A 22,682-nucleotide genomic window follows, 5' to 3' on the forward strand; every position below is an offset into this window, starting at 1 on the left:
CCTGCCCGCCAGGGCCGACGTTCGCCGAACAATTGATGCCTCGCGCCACCGGATCGGAAGAAGTTCCGCCTCCCGTCGGCGCATCGCAGCCACCCGTGCCAAGTCCTTAGAGAGCAGCGTAGCAGGCACACTCCGTGTGCCGTCGGCGCACCGCTGCGCATCGCACGCGCTGGGCGCGTTGCACGCGAATGGACGGCAGACGGCACATGGAGTGTGCCTGCTACGTTGGCAAGCTTGCACGGTTAGGCTTTACTTGATCACGTCGGCCGGCGTGGTTTCGTAGCCGTCGCGCGATGCGAGCGCTTCGAGAACCTGCACTTCGACGATGTCGGCGATGAAATGCACCGAAGCATCGCATAGGAGAACCGTGGCTCCGCCGATGTGCGGCGAGAACAACTGCCGGCCGCCGGCGACATATTCGGTCGTTTCCGTGCCGCCGGTGAGCATGTCGGATTGATTCAAGTAGTTGATCGGTTCATTGACGGCGAGCAAGCCGGCCCCCTCGGCCCACGCGCCGCGATCGTGCCACGTGTTGCTGCTGTCGATCGATGCGCCTCGGCCACTTGTTTCCCCCATCAGCAGTGTCTTTGACAGGCCGTCGACAATCGCTTGCGGCATAATCCGCTGTGCCTCGAGCGCCGGGGCGACGATCTCGTTCAGTACGCCGTCGTTGATCGGGTAGCAAAAACCGGACGGATTCTTCGTGGTGTTCGCAGTGTACGCAGGCCCCTTGACGCCGTTGTAATCGGTGCAGGCCAGGCTGCCGCCGTTGGCCAGCGTCACACCGGCAGAGTTCGGCGGATAGAGGATGATCCGATTCGCGACCGGATCGCGCGTCGTTTGCACGATGCTCACGCTCGGGCAAAGCAACGCGGGAATCACGATTTCGCCCGCCGGCTGATTGATGGAGGAATGCACATCCTGCGTGAGATTGAACAGTTGCAGCGTGTTTTTCTCTTCCATGTAGGGAAGCAGATACACCATGAACGAAAATTTGTGTTCGCCGGCCGCGGGCGTCGATTGGCCTGGCGGAAAGGTGCGCTGGCCGGACAAGAAGTTTTGATGAGCCAAGCCGAGCTGCCGCATATTGTTGGCGCACGCAGTTCGCCGGGCCGCCTCGCGAGCGGCCTGCACCGCGGGCAAGAGCAGCGCAATCAGGATGCCGATGATGGCAATCACCACCAGCAATTCGACGAGAGTAAATGCCTTCCGCCCTCGCTTCATGCAATGATCCCAAGCTTTCTGCATCATGCTTTCTCCGACGGTCCGCGCTCGTCGCAATTGCCGCTCGCCCCGTTTCGCAAGATCAGCAACGGCTGATAGCGAGGCGGCGTCTCATCGCCAGCGCCATGAGTGCGATCGATCCCAAACCGGCCAGCAACAAGCTCGACGGTTCGGGAACCTCCGCCACTCCGCCGTTCGATCCGCCCGCAGGCAAAAATGCAGCGCCTGCAACGACCGCTGGACTGGAGCTCGAGCCAATCGCACTGCTATCGGCCGCCAGCAGACTTGCGCTGTCGTCGGCCGGGGACGTGAAACTGGCGTTCGATAAATCTGTCGTCGCAGGAAGCAACGCCAACAAACGGCTCTCCATCAAACTCGCATTGAGCCCCGGGTTCATAGATGCGAGGCGCTCGATGGCCGCGATACGGCTTTCCAACGCCTGTCCGGTGGCGGCGGTGATCGATTCGGCAGCGATTGCGGATTGAATCGCGGCAAACGGATCGCTGGCGGACACGGCCACCTGGGGCGCCGCCGTGTCGCCGGCGATATTGCTGCTCGGCATTGCGGCATTGCTGGCGACGGCCGCGGACGGGTTGCCGCCGGTCAACACCGCTCCTTGGCCGGGGGAGCCGGAAGGAAGAATCGTGAGCGATGCCCCGGCGTCGATCGCCAGCGAGTTTTGCAGGATTTGCGTGGCACTCAGCGTTGCGCCGCTGCCGACCACCGTGTCGCCGCCATAGGTGGTCGCGCCGCCGGAGGTCGCCGCCGTGCCGCTGACGGTGCCGACCGTTTGATTGATGCCGGTTACGGAGAGCCCGCCGCCGGAGGCGATCGAACCGTTGTTGATGATGTTGGCCGAGTTGCCGCCGCCGGAGAGCGCCGACATGGTTCCTGCCAACTGGAGCGTCGCCGGTGCGGCAATTGTGACCGTGACCGCGGTGCCGACGGTGGCGGCGGTGGTGGTCGTATTGTTGAACTGCAGGGTTCCGGAGTTGACCGCGATGTCTCCGTTGTTGAGCGTCGAGGCCCCGTTGACGACGACCGTGCCGGCGGGGGTGCCGGCGGCGCCGACATTCAGGGCGCCGGTGTTGTTGAAGGTGGCGGCAATCAGCGTGGCGCCCGAGCCGATCAAAAGATTCGTCGTTCCGGGAGTGCCGCCTTGGGTTGCAGTCTCAGTCGTGGTCAGGCTGCTGACGCTCTGGCCATTGGCCAGGCTGACGATCGGACTGGGGCCATTCACGGACGAGATCGCCAGCGGACCGGTTCCGATCGTGCCGATACCGCTGGCGACAACCGAGCCGTTGCTGACAGTCGTAGTGCCGGAGTAGCTGTTGGGGCCGGTGAGATTCAGCGTGCCGGCGCCGGAGTAGTTGAATCCGCCATTGCCGGTCATTGAGCCGGCAAAGGATGTTGTGGCGGACTGCGTGTCGGAGAGCGTAACACCGGAAATGAAATTGATGGTCACCGCACCTGCCCCGCCGCCGCTCAGGCTGGTGACGGCTTGGCTGCCGCCGAGGTTCAAGACCGACGTGGTTCCGCTGGCGGCGCTAATGGCGAGCGGGCCGGCGCTGCTGCCGAGCGATGAGCCGCTCTCGACCGTAAGTGTTCCGCCGGTGATTGTCGTGCCGGCGCTGTAGGTGTTGGTTCCATACAAATCCCAAGTGCCAGGGCCGCTCTTGACCAGCGACGTGAGGTCGCTTCCCGGCTGGGCGCCGCCGCTGTCGCTGATGATGGGGTAGAAGGCGTTCGCACCCGTGTTGGTTCCGGTGAGAGTCAGGGTTGCCGTGGCGCTCGTGCTGCTGAAGGCGATCGCGTTGGCAGAACCGCTGCCAAAGCCGTTCCATGTAACCGCATCGGCGGCCAAGGAGCCCGAGGCATCGAGCGTGGCGCCGAGCGGGCCGACCGTGAACAATCGATTGGTCGTTGCGATGGTGGTGCCTACGTATTGCAGCGTGCCGCCGTTGATGACCAGATTGGCGGCCGCGTCGGTCGAACTTCCGATTCCGCTGGCCGTACCCCCGTTGGCGAGCGAAGCGACACCGAGTATGCCAGCGTTGATCGTCGCCACGCCGCTGTCGGTAACCGGATTCGCAATGTCGACCGTGTCGTCGCCGTTCTTCGTGAATGTGCCATTATCCGATGGGTTGCCGATCGTGCCGGAGAGCGTGATATTCCCGCCACCGCCGACGGCGATGTTGCTCTTGGTGGTTCCGCCGTTGATGGCGCCGCGGTAGGAAACAGCGGTCGCGCTACTGTTGATCAAGTTGCCATAGTTGCTGGCGCCGCTGCCGGCAAGCGTAAGCGGGATCGTGCCGGGCAAGGTGATCCCGTTCAGATCCAAGGTTGCACCCGAACTGACGGTGATGCTGCTCGTGGTTCCGAGCGAAGCGGCGTTGCCCAACTGCAAAGTGCCGGCGCTAACGGTCGTGGCTCCGGAATAACTATTTGCGTCGTCGAGGGTAACTTCGCCGGCGCCGACCTTCGTCAATGTGCCGGTGTCGCTCGAATTGCCGATCGCGCCCACAAGCGTGATATTGCCGGCGCCGCCGAGCGAGAAGCTGTTGTTGCCGGTGGCGTTGATCGTGCCGGCAAACGAGGCGGCCGCACCGGCGTTGCTGTTGATCAAGGCGCCGCCGCTGCTGATTCCGGTGCCGGCGACCAAGAGGTTGGGATTTCCGGCAACCGAGAAGCCGTTCAAATCGAGCACGGCATTGCTCGCCACAGTGATCGTCGAGTTTTGGCCGAGGGCGCTTGCGTTTCCGAGTTGGAGTGTGCCGGAGTTGACCGTCGTGGTCCCGGAATAGCTGTTGCTGCCCGACAGATTGACGGTCCCGGTTCCGACGACCGAGAGAGCGCCGCTTTGGATGATCCCGGTGAGGTCGATGTTCCCCGCGCCACCGATCGCGATCGTGCCTGTGGAAGACATATTGCCCGGAAAAGTTGCCGTGCCGGCGGTGTTGCTGTTGGTGAGCGCGCCGATTGTGGGAGCCACGCCGTTTCCCGAGATCGTCAGGTAGAGCGACGGTGTGCTGTTGATGCTCTGGCCGTCGAGATCCAACGTGCCGCCGCCGGCGACGGTGAGGTTGGTGCTGTTGCCGAGGGCCGAGCCGCTGGCCAATTGCAGCGTGCCGCCGTTGACCGTGGTGGCGCCGCTATAGCTGTCGGCTTTACTCAAGGTTTGCGTGCCGGAGAACGAGTTGGCCAAGGTCAGCGAAAGCTGGCCGCCGCCGTCGGCAAGCACGCCGGCAAAGTTATTGACGCCGCTGCCGGTCAGCGTGAGCGTGGCGCTCGAGCCGGTCGTGGGGTCCGCGGCTTCGACGGTCGGTTTGCCGGTTGTGGAGCTGGGCGTCGACAAGCCGGCGATCGTCGTGCTGACGCCGTTGAGATCGAGCGTGGCGGCATTGCCCGAGTCGTTGCCGCCGAAGACGATCGTGGCCGAGTTGGGGATGGCGGTCCCGGTCGTGCCTCCGGCAAGCTCGAGTTGGCCTTCAATCAGGTAGACATTTCCGCTGAAAGTGTTTGAGCCCGAGCCGGCGCTGCCGATGACGAGCGTTCCCTGTCCCGATTTCGTCAGCGAGATCGACGTGCTGCCGTTGTCGACGATCGTCGAGGAAATGACGATCGGCGTGGTTGGATTATTCTGGATGACGATCAAATCCGAGCCGTTGCCGCTGGTGAGATTGCCGCCGGAAATTGTCGCGGTGTTGGCCGCTACCGCGGAGGTGACCAGAAGACCGCCGGTGGTGATAACGTTTGTCTTGCCGGCGGTGTCGCTGAGCGTGATCGAAGTGGAAGCGGTCAAGCTGTTGAATTGCAAGCTATTGGTGGTCGCATCGGGGGCGGGAGTGTCGTTGGTGGTTGTGGTGGTGTTGTTGCCGGCGGCCCAGGTGTCGCTTGTGAAGGTGGTCAGTGCCACGACATTGTTGCCCGAGAGCGTGGCCCAACTGGAGCCGCTGGCCGTGGCCCAGCCGCCGATGATGCCTCCCACAAGCGGCGGAGCCGAGCCGAATGCGATGCTGCCGGTCGTGGGAAGTGAGAAGTGGATGGTGCCACCGACGCTGCGGGCGATCGTGCCGCTGGCGATCGTCAGGTTCGTCGTGCCGGTTCCGCTGGAGACTGCTTGGACCGACGAAGCGCCCGCGTCGACGGCCAAGCTAGCGACGGTTTGACTCGTCGTGGCAGACGAGGCGCCGTTGACCGAGAACGAGCCGCCGCCGAGCACCAAGGACGAGGCGCCGGCAATGATGTTCGTGGCCGGTGCGCCGACGGCTGTGAAATCCAGTTCGAGCGTTCCGCCATTGACGGTCGTCCCGCCGCTGTAGGTATTCGCCCCGGTAAGGGCCCAGGCGCCTTTGCCGGATTTCACCAGCGACGTGATGTTTGCACCGGCGCCGGGATTGCCGATGCTCGGAGCAAACACGTTTTCATCCGTGCTGGAACCGGTGAGCGTGAGCGTGGCGGGCGCGTTGCTTGACGCGAAGGCGACTGCGTTGGCGCTGCCCGTGCCGTTGCCGGTCCAGGTGATCGAGTCGCCGCTCGCGCCCGAGGCATCGAGCGTCGCCCCAGCAGCCCCGATCGTAAACAGGCGGTCGGTGGAAGTGGCTGCGGCGGGGGTGGCTTGATTCGAATATTGCAGCGAGCCGCCGTTAATGACCAGGTTTGTGGCAGCGTTGGTCGATTGGCCGATGCCGCTGGGGCTGCCGCCATTGGCCATGGTGGTGACGCTGAGAATGCCCCCGGAAATCGTCGTGCTGCCGGTGTATGTGTTGAGATCGCTGAGTGTCAATTGTGCGGCGGCCGATTTTCCCGCGAAGACGATGCTTCCCGTGCCGGTGATGGTCGAGGTGCTGCCGGGCTGGAACGCTCCGTCGCTGGAATTGCTACCGTAATCAGCATTGCCCGAGGTGCTGGTTTCATTGATCGTCAGTACGGTCGGCACGACCGAGTTGCCGACCGTGGTGTTGTTGAGTTGGATGATTTGCGTAACGGGCAGCGAACCGCCGCCGTACGTGCTCGTGAGATTGCCGATCTGCTGGCTAGAATTGAGCACCAGGGTGGTATCGTGAGTGGTCGTTTGCCCCATCGTCAAACTTCCGGTGCCGATCGACGAGAGGTATCCGACATTCAACTCGCCCCCTTTCAATGTCGTGCCGCCGGTGAGGTTATTCGAAGTACTGTTGAAGTTGACAATCGAGTCGAGGACCCCGAGATCCGAACCACTTTCTTGGGCTTGAAGGTCGAGATTCGCGGAGCCGATGAGCGGACCGCTGAACGTCAGAATCGTGTTTTGCGTCGAACTGCCGTCCTGCAAAACGATCTCCACGTGGCCGGCCAACTCAGGATTCGGCGAACTTGCCAACGCGACGGTGACGCTCGAATTGAACGTAACGACCGATTTGCCGGCAATGTTCAGCACACCCTGCGCCGTGCCGGTCGTGTTGTCCGGCCCGCTGCCGTACAACGTAATGGTTTGCGTGCCCGAGGAAGGCCCGTACGTGCCCGTGGCGGGGGTTATCTGCAACTGGCTGCCTGGGTTGACGGTGATATTGCCGGTCGTTATCGCCAACTGGGCATTGGAAACCTTTTGAACGGCAACGACCACGATTTGCCCATTCGTGTCGTTCGGATCGCCGATCGTCCAACTGCCGGTCATCGTCGGCGAGCTACCACCGACGACGCCGTTGAACTGCACGCCCGTGCCGGGAAGAACGTTCTGAGCGTTGTTTCCTTGGCCGAGGAACGTGAGCGAATCGCCGTTGTCGGTGACGGCGCCGAAAGTGAGCCCAGTGGAGTAGCCGCTGGTTCCGCCGCCGGCGACGGTTTGAAGCGTCACTCCACCGGGAGCGGTGGCGAATGTCGTGTTGCCCAAGGTAACCGTGGACGAGCCCGCCAGAGCCGTGCCGCTGCCGGCAATGGTAATCGTCGCGGAGTCGTTGACGGGATTGACCATGGTGATGCTGTTGAGCGTCGGATCGAGCGGGCCGGCGCCCGAGAGACCGCCGGTATTGAAAAGCGAGAGCGTTACACTACCGTTGAGCGTCAATTTCGGTGGCGTAATGCTGGCGGTTGAAACCGTGCCGGCGGCGATCGTCAGGTTCGTGTTGTTGCCCATCGAGATCGAGTTGCCGCCCAAAAACCCGCTGGGGTTGGAATTCGGGTCGGATTCATCCCCGACGAGCAACTCTCCCGAATTGATCGCCAAGGCGCCTGAGCCGGTCCAACCGTTGCTCTTGATCTGCAGGGTGCCGGCGCCATTCATGGCTAAGGTCGAAGATGGCTGGAGATTGGCGCCTGCGGTGAAGATATTTGTGCTGCCCGCGCCGCCGTCGATGATCGTTCCGCCGTTGGCGGTCACGTTGACATAGCCGCCGATCGTGATGCCGTTCGAGGCGGTGGTTTGCAGCGTTCCGCCATCGAAGGTGATGCCGGCGCTACTGCCTCCGAAATTGCTATTGCCGGCGATGGCCAGCGTCATTGCCTTGCCGATCGTGGTGCCGCCTGTGTACGAATTCATCCCGTTGAGCATGATCGTTTGCGGCACCGAGGGGCTGCTGCTGTTCTGGATGCTCACGGAGCCGCTACCGCTGATGGTTCCGTTGTACGACCCGCCGCTGATACTGTTTTGATCGAAAATCAGGGTGCCGTAGTTGGCGATCGAGGCGGCATTCACGCTGGTGCTTCCGCCGCGGATGGTGCCGGCGTAAACGGTTAGCTGGCTGGATGCGCCAAACGTGTTGTTGCCGCCCGACAAGATGAGCGTGCCGGCGCCGTATTTATCGAGCGGTGAGACGATCCCCGCGCCAATTGTCGCCGTGCTTGTGGCGCTCGTGACCTGGACTCGGAGGAAGGAGTCGGCGGCCGCGTCGCTCAGGGTGTAGTTGTTTGCGCCGCCGGAAATCGTGTAACCGGTAGCGTCGAACTGCAATAGGGGCGTCGACGTGTTGGCGCCCAACGTGACGGTGCCGCCGGTGGTGCCACCGGCAGTGCCGCCGGCGAATTCGGCGATGTCGGCGGAATTCCAATTCTGGCCGCTCCAACTCGTGTCGCCCGAGGCGCCGGCGGCCTGCCATGTTCCCGCGCCGCCAACCCAGGTTAGGGAATTTGGTTGGGAGCTTGGCGTGTAATTCAAGAGAAGATTGTTTCCGGATGCAGTGACATTGAACGTGCCGAACAGATTTGCACCCGTGAACGCATTGAAAAGGCTTGACAATGACCGACCAAGCGGGAGCAAGGGGGTGTTCGGCGCAGTGGTCGCGGATACGAGTTGAAAGGATTGCGGCGAGACGCCGTTGAAATTCGGGTCCAAAATCGACACATCGATGTTGATCGGCGTCGTGGTGGCGCTCGAGTCGACGCTAACCGCGCCGGCGGCAGCGATCGTGTCGTAACCGCTGCCGGCGGTTCCAGCGGCGTTCGTGACTTTCCAATCGATCGAGCTGCCGCCATCGAGCGTCAGGCTCCCGACGCGCAGCGTTCCGGCGGTGCCGCTGATGCCCGGCGCGATTGTGCCGGAGGCATTGACGCCGACCGAGTTGGAGAGCGTCAGATTGCCGGCGAGCGTGCCGCCGGAATTGACCATGACCGGGCCGCCGATGGTGCCGGCGCCGTTCAGCATGCCGCCGGTGATCGTTACCGCGCTGCCGGCGGCAAGCGAACCGGTCGAAGCGATGGCCAACGTGCCGCTATTGACGGTGGTCGGACCGGTGTAGGTGTTGATGCCGGCAAGCGTTTGCGTGCCCGCCCCCGCCTTCGTGAGCCCGAGCTGATCGCCCGGCCCATCTTGCAAAACGCCGTAGAAGGTCGTGTTCGGGGCCGTGATCGCGTTGAGCGTGGTGCTGCTGCCGATCGTGAGGATCGTGGCGCCGCCGGTCAACTGGTTCGCTTGGCTCGTGGTCACGATTCCTGCGCTGCCGACGCTGGCCAGCGAGTTGATCGTGTTGCTAAAGCCGCCCAAATCCAAATTGGCTTCGACGATGAAGTTCGAATTCGGACTGAGAGCGGTGAAAGAGCCGGCTTCGAGCGTGCTCGTCTGGTCGACGTTCGTGTCGCCGGTGTAGGTACACGATGCGCCGTTCAGCGGGCTGCCGAGAATCGTCGTTCCCGGGCCGGTGCGAGTCAGGCCCAGGCGATTGGTCGCCGAAGGATAGGGTGACGTGAGACCCGTGTTCGTGATGCCGATCGGGCCGATGTACGTATCCACCGTCGAGCCGGTGATCGTCAGGATCGGGGTCGTGCCCGGCTTGCTGTTGGTGATGCCGTTGATCACCGCGGTTGGGTCGAGATTGGATTGGAGGGAGGTGATCGTTTGGCTGAAGCCGTTGAGATCCACCGCACCGATCGAATTCGTTTGCAATTGCCCACCGACGGAATTGCCGAACACCAGCGTGGTGGTGGCGGGCAAAGCGTTCGCGACGCCCATCTCAAGAATGCCTGCCGTCGAGCTATTGACGATCGTCTCCCCGGAGTAGGTCATGTGGTTGCTGAACTCGGTGATGCCCGCGCCGCCGGAGCCGGGAGCAAGATCGTTTCCGATCAGGATGCTGCCGACGCCGGTTCCAGTGCCGTTGGACAATGGGTCGGAAATCACGCCGGTATAGATGATCGAAGTGATTCCCGACGTGGCCTTGGTCCCGCCGATGGCGGTTTCGAAAATGCCGCCGTTCAGGGTTCCACCCGTCAGATTGCCGTGGTTCAGCATCATGTTGTTGGCAATTGTCAGCGTGAAAGCCGGCTGGCTTCCTTGGTCGGTGATGATGGCGCCGTTGGCATCGACGTAGATCGGCCCGGCCCCGGCCCCGGTGCCACTCGCGCCGGCGGTGTTTAAATTCAATCGCGTCGTTCCAGTCGCCGTCAGGCTGGTGGAATTGAACGTGGCGGACGCGGCACTTTCGATTTCGATTCCACCGGGGAACTCATTCGAGGAACTCGAACCGCTTGTCACGTTTGGCACGCTGAACGACAGGGCCGATTGGGTGCCCAATCCGTCGTTATTCATGAATACGAGCGGCGAGCCGGTCGGCCCGATCACGGTCGAGGTGATGATGCTGATATCCTTGTACGACGAATTGGGCGACTCGCCGGTGCTGATCATGGCGTTGCCGCTGCCCTCGGGCGCGGTAAATGTGATCGTCGAACCGGCGGCCGCGGGGCTCACCGTCGTCGTATTGGCCGCGCCGGAAGTGAATGTCAGCGTGCTCAGCGCCGTAGACGGAAGCGCAATCCCGAACGCGGGACTCTTATTCGCGTTGTCGACGATATCCAGGCTTCCGGAATCGATCGTCAGCGCGCCGGTCAGATTCAATTGCATGGCCACCGATGAGGCGGTGCCGCCGGATAAATTCTTGATCACGAGCGGAACCGTAGCCGAGGTGGACGACAGGTTGGCGCTAATCGTGCTCGTGATTGAGGTGTTGACCGTCCCTCCGCCAAGATTGATTTCCGGCGCCGAGCCGCCGAGGTCGATTTGATCGCTGCTTGGAGCGGCAATGGTATAGCCGGTTGAATCGAAATCGATGCCGCCCGGATCGACAACCGACGAGCCCAACGTGACGGCGCCGGCGGCGCCGCCATTAAAAATCGCGACGTTGTTGTCGCTGCCATCGGACCAATCCACGAGCGGAGTGGAATTCGAGTTCGGTGAGTTCCAATCCGCAATGCTGCCGCTGGGACCGCCATCCCACCATGTGCCCGCGGCATTATTCCAGTAATAGTTCGATTGCGCCGAAGCCGTCTTCCCCACGATGCCAAAGCAGCCAACAGTAATGATCAACAACAACAATCCGCTGCCGGTTCTTCGCCAAACTGCCATCATGAGCAAACTCCGGGGTCAACGGTTCAATTCAAAAACGGCCGATCCTTGCCGATCACGGACGAGCGCATCCCTTGGCGCTTCCTCTCGATGCCTAGCACGGCGATTCGCTCTGCTGCCAAATCTTTGTCGCCGCTCGTTGTAGACCATGACAGTTAGCGTTTCATAAGCGGCTGACGAAACGATCGCGAGGTTTCCGTTAGGATTCGATTGCATCGGGCGCTTTTATCTGTCGAACGGGCCGGGTGCCGCGCCCACTGCCTTGCGCCCGCCATCGAGCCCTGAAGGGCCCGATCCACAATTCGGGGCGCCTGATGAATGGCCCGATCAGGGCCGACGCGTCGTGCGGGCGGTTGACCAAGGCCTCCGCCGCTTGCGCGGCTTCGGCCTGGGCTGGCAGAATCGGCCTTTCAGGCCGAGGCGAGGCCGGAATGATCAGGAGCCCGCAGCGCTAGCCAGGGGAGTATTGTCCAGATTCCCCGACTAGCCCGGAGCATTCATGGCGCCAGGAATTCGCCACAAGCTGCGAAATCGTAGCCCGAAGCGTTAGCGAGGATAGGTCTCGGTGCCCCCCTCGCTTACGCTTCGGGCTAGTGTGGCGGCATGAATAATCCGGGCTAGCGCTGCGGGCTCCTGCTGCGAACAGCGGGTTGCCATACTGGCTGCGTTGCGCCGCGCCGTGGGCGTGAAGCCCGAGAAAGCCGCCCGAGAAGGCGGCTCTAGAAGTTTTATTGTCGCGAGGCGATCTTCGCTGCGGCGATCACGTGGTCGGCGATCTGTTGCACGCCCGCCCCATGCTTGACTTGGGCGAAAATCGTCGGTCCGTCGCCGCGCATGGCCCGACTATCGCGCTGCATGACCGACAGATCGGCCCCGACCGCTTCGGCAAGATCGGTCTTATTGATCACGAGCAGATCCGATTGCGTGATGCCGGGGCCCCCTTTGCGTGGAATCTTGTCGCCTCCGGCCACGTCGATCACATAGATCGTGTAGTCGGCCAGCTCGCGACTGAAATCGGCTGCCAGATTGTCGCCGCCCGATTCAAGAATCAGCAGTTCCGGATGAAATCGCTCCTGGAGTTGTTCGAGGGCGACGAGATTCATCGTGATGTCCTCGCGAATCGCGGCGTGCGGGCAGCCCCCCGTTTCCACCGCCGAAATGCGCTCGGCCGGCAGCGCTTGATGGCGGGTCAGGAATTCGCCGTCTTCGCGCGTGAAAATGTCGTTGGTCACGATAGCCAGGGAATGCTTATCGCGCAGCGTACGGCACAAGGCCAGCACGAGCGCCGTCTTGCCGCTTCCCACCGGCCCGCCAATCCCCACCGTAAACGCGCGGCGGGCGAAATCGCGGTCGCCTCGAATCCCCGGCCGCTGATGAAACCAACCGGGATGCTCCATGCGCTCATGCGTGTGGCCGTGAGCAGGGGCGTTAGGGGCGAGGGACGCGTCGTGTACGTGGGTGTGGGTGTGGGAATCGTGCGAATGCTCGTGCGGATGCGAATGCGATCCATGCTCGTGCGAATGACCGTGCTCGTGCGAATGACCGTGGCCATGATGTTCGTGCTCGTGAGGCTCGTGCTCGTGGGGCGTCATCGGCGGCTACTCCGGCATAGGAAAATTGTCGCGTGGCTCAACTTTGAAACAGCCTAGAGTATATCCGATCGTGCATGATTTGCAGGACCTCCAGGGCGGGCGCCGTCTGGGCGGCATCTTCGGCACGCAGATGGCTTCGCCGGACTGCAACGTCTTCGACGTATCTCCCTAACCGAAACTGAATCGCCTGGGCTTCCAACGGCCCGACGATATTCAACCGCACGGCGCTCGATAGCAGCCCGCGGGCATTGATATAGAGAAACAACCGGACGGCTAGTTCCACGTCGATGGCCAACGCCGCGGTCATCGCGCCGAAGAGCGGGGCAAGATGTCCCTCGAATGCCCGGCTGCGCAATTGCCGGCCGATTTCGGCCAAGTCAGGCAACCCGAATGCCCGTTCGGCAGCGACCACGAGTGCCCGGCCTTGCGCGAGGCTGGCGCGGTTGGCCACCTGGTTGCTCAGCATGGCGTGGCACAACCGATCGAGTTCCACGAGGCGCGACGGTTCGAGGCAAGCGGTTCGCACCAGCGGGGCCATGCTTTCCGCCGTTTGCACGAGTTGGGCTTCGATAAATTCGCGCAGGCGGCCGGCGTCGGCCACTTGGCCGCATCGCCATGCCGCTTCCACTCCACCGGAATGGGCGAACCCGCCCGACGGAAATGTTGCGTCAGCGAGCTGCCAAACGAGCCAATCGCTAGCGTGCATCAGGCGGAATTTTCGGGGCGGTATTAACTATTCGTGGCCGGAAGACTTTTTTTTCTGAAGCCCGGCCGCGGTGCCCGGCGAAGCCCCACCGCGAAGCCCCGGGGCACTATCCGAACTCTCCCCCATCGGGATGCGGTGTGAGCCATTGTGTATAATGCGAGAGCGTTCTACCAGGAGCAGCCATGGCAATGTCGAAGGATTTCGAGCGGGCGCTGCCGACGGTGCAGTTCCGTCTGCGGACGATGTTGTTGGCCGTGACGGCCTGCGGGGCTTGCCTGGCCATGATGCACGTGATTGGGCCCGTTTGGTCGGCGATTCTGTGCATCTTGCTTTTGCTGGCCGCGGGGCATGTCGTCGGCAACGTGCTGGGCAATCGGCTCCGCGACGAAGCCACGGCGGCCGCATCGCAAAACGTCGGAGGGCGGCCTGTGTGTTCGGCCGTCGCCATTCGGCCAAAGCCGGCCAAAAAGCTTGCGGTGCGGGCTCCGCTCGGAAGATGGATTTCAGTGCTGACATTGATCGGGGCCGTCGGCGGGGGCACGCTCGGCGAAGTGTTGTTTTCCGGCCATGCGATGCATGCCGCTTTGATTGTCGGCTCGGTGTCGGCGGCCGTGATCGGAGGATTTGCGGCCTTCTTGGCCGGCAGTTTCTTCAGCGTTGGCCTGTCCGCGGCGTGGCAAGCCCACTGCGACAAACCGGCCGTCCCCCCGATCCAGGATCTCGCGGCGCCACAGGCCCCGGCGCGGTCGATTTCGGTGCGGTAGATCGCGGTGCGGTAGATTTCGGTCGAAACGTCGGGCGCCGCTTCCCGGCTAGCTCGTAGCACCGGCGGTGCGCCGCGCCTATAATTGTTGCGGTATCTGTGTCCGGCCGTCGGGGAACGCGAAATGGACGACGCCTACGATCCGCTGTATCTGAAAGGAATCGAGCATTTCAACGTGTGCGATTTCTACGAAAGCCACGAAATCTGGGAAGAGCTTTGGACTGAATATCGCGGACCATCGCGGAAGTTTTATCAGGGGCTGATCCAAGCGGCCGTGGCCCTGTATCATTTCGGAAATGGAAACATTCGGGGCGCCAAGAAATTGTACGCGAGCACGCGGGGATATTTGGAGCCGTATCGGCCAATGCACTTGGGCCTCGATGTGAACCAGTTTTTGAGCCAGTTCGAGAATTGTTTTGCGGAAGTGGCGGTTACGACCGAAGAATTTCCGCAGATCGATATCAACGCGGAATTGATCCCGGAAATCCACCTCGATCCGCCGGCCACGGCGGAAAATTTGGAATAGGTGCGACCGATCCCCTTTCGGAAGCCGACGGCCAAGACGAATTGCGGTGTGCCACCCGGCAATGCCCGGTCGGCGACGTTTGCTATCGGAGCGTTCATGGAGTTGCCCGAGGATTTATCGTTTTCGCCGGAACAGTTTTCGGGCAAGGCGCGGCTCTTCCCTTTGCCGAATCTGGTGGTGTTTCCGCATGTCATGCAGCCGCTGCATATTTTCGAGCCGCGCTATCGGGCGATGCTCGAGGAAGCGCTGACCGACGACGGCTTGATCGGCATGGTCCTTCTGGCGCCCGGCTGGGAAGCGAACTACGAAGGGCGGCCGGAACTGCGGCCGGTGGGCTGCTTGTGCCGAGTGGCGACGCATCACCGCACGACCGAGGGTTCGTACAACGTGTTGGTGCTCGGCTTGCGGCGGCTCAAGATCGTGCGCGAATTGCCCCCCAAGAAATCCTTCCGCGAGGCTGAAGTCGAGTTGTGCGAAGATGTCTATTCCGAATCCGGAGCTGCCGCTCGCGGGCGATTGCAGCTCCGGCTGCTGGAGGCGTTCAAGCGCGTGCTGCCGAAGATTCCCGAGGCGCAAGAGCAAATGGACCAGTTGCTGGGGGGCCAGACTCCATTGGGAATGCTCACCGATATCATCGCCTACACGCTCGAAATCGACTTGCAATTCAAGGAGCGGATGCTGGCCGAGACGTGCGTCGACCGCCGGGCGCAGCAATTGTTGGAATTCTTGGGCCGGGTCCGGCGGCTGACGTTTCCGCCCGAGTTTAGCTTGAACTGACCGCACTCGCACCGCACGGCGATCGACCGGAAAAATAAGTCTCTGCCGCAAACCTCTCCCCTTGCGGCAAAAGGCCGGATGAGGGGTTTCAAGATAAATCGGAAGTTGCTTTTTGGGCGAACTTAAGCAGAGTCACGATATTGCAACATGATGAATCCAATCTCAACGGAATCTTGCGCCGGCAGCTTGGCGGCCGAAATCGACGGCCAGAACAACGCGGCAATGCCGGGGGTCGATCTGCCGCGCATCGAAAAAGCGGTGCGCGAAATTCTCGCGGCGGTCGGCGAGGATCCGGATCGCGAGGGCCTGCTGGAAACGCCGGCCCGAGTCGCGCGCATGTATGCCGAACTGCTGGCCGGATTGCGAGAAGATCCGCGGCAACACTTGAAAAAATTCTTCCACGAGAAATACGACGAAATCGTTCTCGTTCGCGATATCGGCTTCAACAGCCTTTGCGAGCACCATTTGCTCCCCTTCATCGGTCATGCCCATATCGGCTATTTGCCCAATGGCCGCGTGATCGGCTTGAGCAAGCTCGCCCGGGTGGTGGAGGTGGTGGCGCGCCGGCCGCAGGTTCAGGAGCGGATGACCGAAACAATCGCCGATCTCTTGGTCGAAGAGCTCGATGCCAAAGGCGTAGCGGTCGTGATCGAGGCCAGCCACTCCTGCATGACCGTTCGCGGCGTGCGCAAGCCGGGCAGCGTCTGTGTTACCTCGGCGATGAAAGGCATTTTCCGGGCAAATCTTTCCAGCCGCTCCGAAGTGATGACGCTGATCTACGGCAACCGGCGGTAAATGACGAATTTCGAATGACGAATGACGAATGACGAAGCGATTGCAAAGCCGCGCTGCCGTTGGCCATTAGACATTCGTTATTAGGCATCCGCCATTCTTTGGTCATTCCTTCCTCATTGGTGCTTCGTCATTCGTCGTTTCCAAATGCTAGACTTGTAGACCATGCAAGTCGTTTTGTTCGAAGACGATCGGGTCGATCAGTTGGCGCCGCTCACGATGGGCCGGCCGGCCTATGCCATCGGCTGCGCCGGCTATCGGCTCATCGAATTGGTCGAATCGTTGGGCCCGGTGCACGTGATCGTGCGCGATTATCTGCGCGATTTGGAAATGGCCGATGGCCGCCGCGTCCTCGTTGCCGGTGAACCTGCATCCGGCAGTCAAGCGGCCGATGCGGCGATTATCGCCGTCAACGCCCGGCTCGCGCCCGGCGTGGCGAATTGCGATCTCTTGCGTCGGCTCGCGAATGCGGATCGCTCGGCGATCGCGGTTGCCGGCGAAAGCGTTGCCGCGGCATTCATCAAGCATCCGCCGCGGCATCTTTTCGCCGCGAGTGCCGTTGAGTTTTCCGCAGCAATTCGCCGCCTGGAATTGCCGGCCGTCGCGGCCGACTTGCGCTTGCTGGAATATCCGCACGATGTGATCCGCGAACATCAACGATCGCTGAGGGAAAACCTCGAATTCCGCATCCGAGACGGTTTTCGCCAGCATTCCGACGGCCTGTTCGTCGCCGAAGGCGTTACGATCGGCGAGCATCTGGTGACCAACACGCAAGCCGGGCCGATCGTGCTCGACGCCGGCGCTTCGCTCGGGCCGTTTTGCTACTTGAGCGGGCCGGCGTATGTCGGCCCCGGCGCGCGGCTGATCGAGATGGCCGTGCTCAAAGACGGCGTGGCCATCGGCGCGCGGGCCAAGATCGGCGGCGAGATCGAAACCTCGATCGTCGAACCGTTGAGCAACAAGCAGCATCACGGATTCTTGGGGCACAGCTACGTCGGCAGTTGGGTGAATCTCGGCGCCGGCACTTCGAACAGCGACCTGAAAAACACCTACGGCTCGGTGACGATGGACTACGGTGGCCGCCGCGTGCCGAGCGGCATGCAGCTTGTCGGCTGCTTTATCGGCGACTATGCCAAGACGGCCGTCAACACCGGCATCTTCACGGGCAAGGCGATCGGCGTGTGCAGCATGGCCTATGGGTTCGTGACGACGAATGTGCCCGGCTTCACCAATTATGCCCGATCGATGGGGCAGGTGACGGAGATCGGCCTCGACGTGGCCGTGGCCACCCAAGCCCGGATGTTCGCCCGCCGCGGCATCGAACAGCGCGTGTGCGACGTCGATTTGCTCCGTTCGCTTTTCGAACTGACGCGCCCCGAGCGAGCGAATTTCGGCACGCCCCTGCCGCCGGAGCCCTTGTCGCTGTAGCAACCAGCCGGCTTTCGGTGGTGATGCGCGAAATACAACCGCTCGCTCGCGCGAAAACTCCGCAAATCCGGCATGGGCATTCTCGTGTGCAGCCCCGGATCATCCGCGCGGCTGAAGCGGCGGCGCCAGCGGCGCCGTTCCGTTGATTGCTTCACTGGCGGCCGACGGCTAAACTACTGGGGCCCATCGAACTTCGTCTCCGATCGATCGACACCGTTCGATCCGATTGCTGGCCATCATGACTGCAGGATCGTTTGGATGCCCACTTCGAAGGTTTCTCGGCGGAAAGTTTTGGGATACGCGGCAAGCGGCGTAGCCCTGCCTTATCTCATCCCCTCCGGTGTGCTCGCGTCGCCCGGAAAGCCGGGGGCCAACGACCGCGTTGTCATCGGCTTTATCGGCACGGGGCACCGCGCTAATCAACTGATGGACCAAGTGCCGGCGGGGGGCAAGATCGTGGCGATCGCCGATTGTTTTCTCAAACGTGCGCAGGAGACCGTCGCGGCGAAAAAGACCGATTGGAAAATCTATCAAGATTATCGCAAGATGCTCGACGAGCAACAGCTCGATGCCGTGATGATCGCCACGCCGGACCATGTGCGCACGCGCATCGCCATCCACGCCTGCCAGGCCGGCAAAGACGTCTATGCGGAAAAACCGCTCACGGCCTACATCGGCGAAGGCCGGGCATTGGTCAACGCGGCGCGAAAATACAACCGTGTCTTCCAGGTCGGCAGCCAGCAACGCACGATGGAGGTCAACCGCGTTGCCTGCGAATTCGTCCGCAACGGCGGACTCGGCAAAATCCAGAAAGTGCTCGGCATCAACTACACCGGCCCGCAACGCTACAGCGGCCTTCCGCGAGAGCAAGTTCCGGCCGGCGACGATTGGGACGTATGGTGCGGACCGACCGAACTCCGCCCTTTCAATTCGCAACTCCAATTCAGTTGGATGCGCTGGCGCGATTACTCGGGCGGCGAGATGACCAATTGGGGCGCCCACGGGCTCGACCAAATCCAATGGGCGCTGGGCGCCAGTGAAACCGGGCCGGTGGAAATCTGGCCGGTCTCGCCGGGCCCGAACGGCAAAGTTTCCTTGAAATATGCCAGCGGAGTGGTCGTATCTTTGGAGCTCGACAAGGGCCCTCAGGGCGGCGGCATCTTCATCGGCGAGCGCGGCAAGATCGAAATCAACCGCAATAAGTTCACGACCAATCCTCCCGGCTTGATCAAGGATGCGCCCACCGCCGCAAAGGCCGAGGCTTGGGAAGGGCCTGGCTGGATCGCCAAGCCGCACATTCAGAATTGGCTCGATTGCATCCGGAGCCGCGAAAAGCCCAATGCCGATGTCGAAATCGGACACCGTTCGATCAGCGTTTCGCATCTGGCCAACATCGCCCGTGAAATCGGTCGCAAGCTCCGCTGGAATCCAGACAAGGAACGGTTCGTCGACGATCCAGAAGCCGACAAATACTTGAATCGACCGCGGCGCAAGGGCTATGAACTGCCCGAAGCCTGATTGTCCAGTGTTGATGGTGCAACGCACAGCCGATCGGCAAGAGAACGGAATTCACGAGGACCTGCGATGAGCGGACGAGAAGGCGGGTTCACGCTCGTCGAACTTTTGGTGGTGATCACGATCATCGGAATTCTCGTTGGATTGCTGCTGCCAGCGGTGGAATCGGCACGCGACCAAGGGCGGCTGGTCCAGTGCCAGAATCACGTCAAGCAATTGGCGCTCGGGATGCTTTCGCACGAGGCGTCGAAAGGATTCCTGCCGACCGCAGGCTGGGGCTATATATGGACCGGCGATCCCGATCTCGGAACCGGATTGCAGCAGCCAGGCGGTTGGGCTTATTGCATTCTGCCCTATATCGATCAGGCGGCGCTAGCACAAATCGGCGCCGGGCTCGCATCCGGTAGCAACACTTCGCCCAAGGCCCTCGCCCTGCAGCAGCTTGTCGCCACACCGCTCGAAACCTTTTACTGCCCGGATCGCCGGCCTGTCGGGCTCTATACCTTCGGCAGCGGGTCGGGCCAAGTAAACTGTGCGAATCCTTCTCAGGTCATCCGGATCGATTATGCAGCCAACGGCGGCGACAGCAATCTTGTCGACGCAACCCAATCCCGACAGCCATCGAGCTACGCTCAAGGCGAGCAAGTTTCGTTCTGGGCCGGCTGCCCGCAGAATACCGGCGTGTGCTTGCAACATGCCGAACTGCACTTGGCCGCGATCACCGACGGACTCAGCAACACCTATCTGCTCGGCGAAAAGTATCTCAATCCAGACAGTTACACTTCGGGCACCGACAACGGCGACAACGAAAATGCTTACACCGGGCTGAATTGGGATCAGACGCGCACGACGGCGACCGGCCCCAACGGAAGTTCTTACAACTACCAACCGCCGCAACAAGACACCCCCGGCAACGGAAATTACTGGTGCTTCGGCAGTGCTCATCGCGGCGTGTTCGTAATGGCGATTTGCGACGGCTCAGTTCGAAAGTTCAGTTTCACGATCGATCCCGAAGTGCATCGCCGCCTCGGAAACCGCGCCGACGGCCTGCCGGTCACAACGCCCAGCCTCTAAATCGCTAGCTTGGCCGCTTGTGCCACTGGCTCTGCTGGTATTTTAGTGGATTTGGCCGCAACCAAAACTCACTCGCTAAAACACCGGCGGCTATACGATAAAAACACCTTCGTCGATCCCTACAAACAATTCGTGTGTTCGTGGCACAGAGCCACCGTGCGGCGGGACCGCGACCAACGTAGCAGGCACACTCCGTGTGCCGTCTGCGCTGCTCTGTGCGCAATCCGCCGCGATGCGCCGACGGCACAAGGCGTGTGCCTGCTACGATCGACGTCGTGCCGCGTTTCGAACAACCCTCCCGAAATATAGAGCCCGATCCTATGCTTCCGAATCGATTGCGTGTCGCCCTTCGCCTGATATTCGGCAGTTGCGTTGTGTGGGCGTGCCTTGCTGCGACGATTGCGCTCGCGGCCGACCCTGATGTCTTGGATGCAATCAAGCCGGGCGAGTGGTATGAGGTGCCGAATTCACATCTCGACGCGGTTGCTCCGAGCGACAAGGAATTTCCTTGGCTTAGAGGCAATGTCGGGGGCGTGATCGATTGCTGGGCGGGCGGGGCGTTCGACACGCAACGCGATCGGCTGTATATCGGGCCAGGGGGAGGTCATGCGGGCTACAACGGAAACGAAGTGTATGCTTTCGAACTGCACGATCTGCGGTGGCATCGGCTGACCGATCCCGACCCGGTGATTCCCGGCACCGAGTACACCGACCTTGAAAAATCTCCCTTCGCGATGCACACCTACGACGCCGTGGAATATCTGCCGCCGCCGGTGGATCGCTATGTCGTTATCGGAGGCTGGGGCACGCCGCGGGCCTACGCGCTCGATCCCGATCATCCCAAGCATTGGGAGGTTTATCCCGACCATCGGACGGGCCGCACAGGCGACTATTGCGCCTATGACCCCGTGAAGCAGCTTCTTTGGCTGAACACACCAATCACCAGCGGCAAGCTGAGCCAATGGAATCCGTTTTCGCACCAGTGGACGTTGCGTCTCCATGATTCGCCCGAACCCAGCTACTACGAAACGGCGGACATCGATTTCCGCCGGCATCTGCTCGTCGCATGCGGCCGCGGCAAATCGAAGATAACGCAGCTCAAGGATGTGCCTGCCGTGATGGAGTGCCGCACGGTCGAAACCAGCGGAGATCGCACGGCCGAGAAAATGGCGAGTCCCGGATTCTGCTACGTTCCGGCGCTCGACAAGTTCGTGGCATGGGCCGGCGGAGCGGATGTCTACACGCTCGATATCGACACCTTGCACTGGACCAGGCACGCCCCGGCGCCGACCAACCGGGTTTCGCCCGGACCGCAGCAGCAGTGGGGCACCTTCGGACGATTTCGCTACATTCCGTCGAGAAATCTGTTCATCGTCTGTAGCGGCGTGAAGCAGAACGTATTTCTTTACCGGCTCACCGCCGAGCGGCCAAATCCAATCGTGAGCGTCGTGGCGCGGGCCAGCCGAAAATCGATCGAACGGAGCATTCCAGCGACCCCGCTGGTCGTCGAAGCTGTCTATGCCGATGGAAGGCATGTCGACGTCACTCGCGATGCCAACTACCAATCTCTCGATCCGAACGTCGCCTCGGTCGAGCCGCGCGGCGGCGGGATTGTCGTCGGCCGCTCGCTCGGCACGACACAAATCCGTGCGACGTACTGCGATCCAGCTTACAAGCGTGGCTTTTCCAGCGGAGCGGAAATTGGGGTCGACAAGGTGTCGCCCGCGCCGACATTGCAATCGCTAAAATGCGACGCCGCCCGGCTAACGATGGTTCCGGGCGAGTCGTTTCAACTCCTGGCTGCCGGCCGCTACTCGCGCGCCAGCGATCATTTCAAGCAAGATGAAACGGCCGCCGCGACTTGGTCGAGCGATTCGCCGGAAGTTGTTTCGGTCGCGCGCGGGCTGGTGCGCGCGATCAAGTCCGGCGCTACGGTCGACGTGCGAGTCGCGCTCGATCGCAGGTCGGCAGTAGTGAAAGTCGATGTTACCGATAAGCCACAGATTCGGCGGATCAGTTTCCAGGTAAAAGAGACTCCGGTTCGACCGGGTTGGCTTGCCGAAACCGGCCAGAAATTCAGCGACCATCGCGGGTATGGCTGGCTCGACAATCATGATATTTCGGCGCGCGACGACCGTGCGAGCGCCCACCATCCGATGCTGATGCACTTCAACACCGTGCTTGAGAAGGCCTACAAGGTGAGAGTGCCGCGTGGCGACTACACGGTTCGCATCGCGATGGGCGACGCCGACTACGGCAAAGTGCCCTTCGAAGGTTGGACCGCGCTTGGCGATCGGCGGCTGATCTATTACGAGGGGCGCGATAATTCGATCGCCACGCGGCGCGTGTCGGCCGGCGACGATGGGCTCGTTTTTACCGTCAATGGCCCGATCAACTATCTGATCGTCGTGCCGCTCGGCATCGACATCGAAAAACATGCCGACGATGGCCCCGAGCCTCGCTAGTCTTCGAGGATT

At 61.8% G+C, this 22,682-nt stretch carries 12 protein-coding genes; 8 read left to right on the top strand and 4 right to left on the bottom strand.

Annotated features, from left to right (window positions below; translation table 11 throughout):
• Window positions 1–249: 249 nt before the first annotated feature.
• The 4 genes from VHX65_14105 to VHX65_14120 form a co-directional block, all read right to left on the bottom strand.
• On the bottom strand, window positions 250–1,248 hold the full coding sequence (locus tag VHX65_14105; protein HEX3999682.1) for a DUF1559 domain-containing protein: 999 nt from the start codon (window positions 1,246–1,248) through the stop codon (window positions 250–252).
• 58 nt (window positions 1,249–1,306) lie between these two features.
• Entirely contained in the window at window positions 1,307–11,035 is a 9,729-nt protein-coding gene (locus VHX65_14110; protein ID HEX3999683.1) for an autotransporter-associated beta strand repeat-containing protein, read from the bottom strand.
• Between the two features lie 725 nt (window positions 11,036–11,760).
• On the bottom strand, window positions 11,761–12,624 hold the full coding sequence (gene ureG, locus VHX65_14115) for an urease accessory protein UreG (protein ID HEX3999684.1): 864 nt from the start codon (window positions 12,622–12,624) through the stop codon (window positions 11,761–11,763).
• A 37-nt stretch (window positions 12,625–12,661) separates the two neighbouring features.
• The gene (locus VHX65_14120) at window positions 12,662–13,330 is read right to left on the bottom strand and encodes an urease accessory UreF family protein (GenBank protein ID HEX3999685.1); all 669 of its coding nucleotides are present in this window, start codon (window positions 13,328–13,330) and stop codon (window positions 12,662–12,664) included.
• 182 nt (window positions 13,331–13,512) lie between these two features.
• Here VHX65_14120 and VHX65_14125 point away from each other — a divergent pair, with 182 nt between their 5' ends.
• From VHX65_14125 to VHX65_14160, 8 genes are all read left to right on the top strand, one after another.
• Complete coding sequence (locus tag VHX65_14125; GenBank protein ID HEX3999686.1) at window positions 13,513–14,094, top strand: hypothetical protein; 582 nt, start codon at window positions 13,513–13,515, stop codon at window positions 14,092–14,094.
• Between the two features lie 123 nt (window positions 14,095–14,217).
• Window positions 14,218–14,619, top strand: coding sequence for a DUF309 domain-containing protein (locus VHX65_14130; GenBank protein HEX3999687.1), 402 nt, complete (start codon window positions 14,218–14,220; stop codon window positions 14,617–14,619).
• 48 nt (window positions 14,620–14,667) lie between these two features.
• Window positions 14,668–15,396 (top strand): LON peptidase substrate-binding domain-containing protein, encoded by a 729-nt coding sequence (locus VHX65_14135; GenBank protein HEX3999688.1) that lies wholly within the window; start codon window positions 14,668–14,670, stop codon window positions 15,394–15,396.
• A gap of 222 nt (window positions 15,397–15,618) precedes the next feature.
• Window positions 15,619–16,191, top strand: a complete 573-nt coding sequence (gene folE / locus VHX65_14140) for a GTP cyclohydrolase I FolE (protein ID HEX3999689.1) — start codon at window positions 15,619–15,621, stop codon at window positions 16,189–16,191.
• Window positions 16,192–16,353: 162 nt separating this feature from the next.
• Window positions 16,354–17,616 (top strand): putative sugar nucleotidyl transferase, encoded by a 1,263-nt coding sequence (locus VHX65_14145; GenBank protein HEX3999690.1) that lies wholly within the window; start codon window positions 16,354–16,356, stop codon window positions 17,614–17,616.
• 258 nt (window positions 17,617–17,874) lie between these two features.
• Window positions 17,875–19,134 carry a Gfo/Idh/MocA family oxidoreductase gene (locus VHX65_14150; protein ID HEX3999691.1) on the top strand — a complete coding sequence of 420 codons (1,260 nt, stop codon included), beginning with the start codon at window positions 17,875–17,877 and terminating at the stop codon, window positions 19,132–19,134.
• A gap of 66 nt (window positions 19,135–19,200) precedes the next feature.
• Window positions 19,201–20,205, top strand: coding sequence for a DUF1559 domain-containing protein (locus VHX65_14155; protein HEX3999692.1), 1,005 nt, complete (start codon window positions 19,201–19,203; stop codon window positions 20,203–20,205).
• Between the two features lie 320 nt (window positions 20,206–20,525).
• A complete protein-coding gene (locus VHX65_14160) occupies window positions 20,526–22,670 on the top strand; it encodes a hypothetical protein (protein ID HEX3999693.1) in 2,145 nt (714 codons plus the stop codon).
• Window positions 22,671–22,682: the final 12 nt, after the last annotated feature.

The sequence above is a fragment of the Pirellulales bacterium genome, assembly GCA_036267355.1.
Lineage (GTDB): Bacteria > Planctomycetota > Planctomycetia > Pirellulales > DATAWG01 > DATAWG01.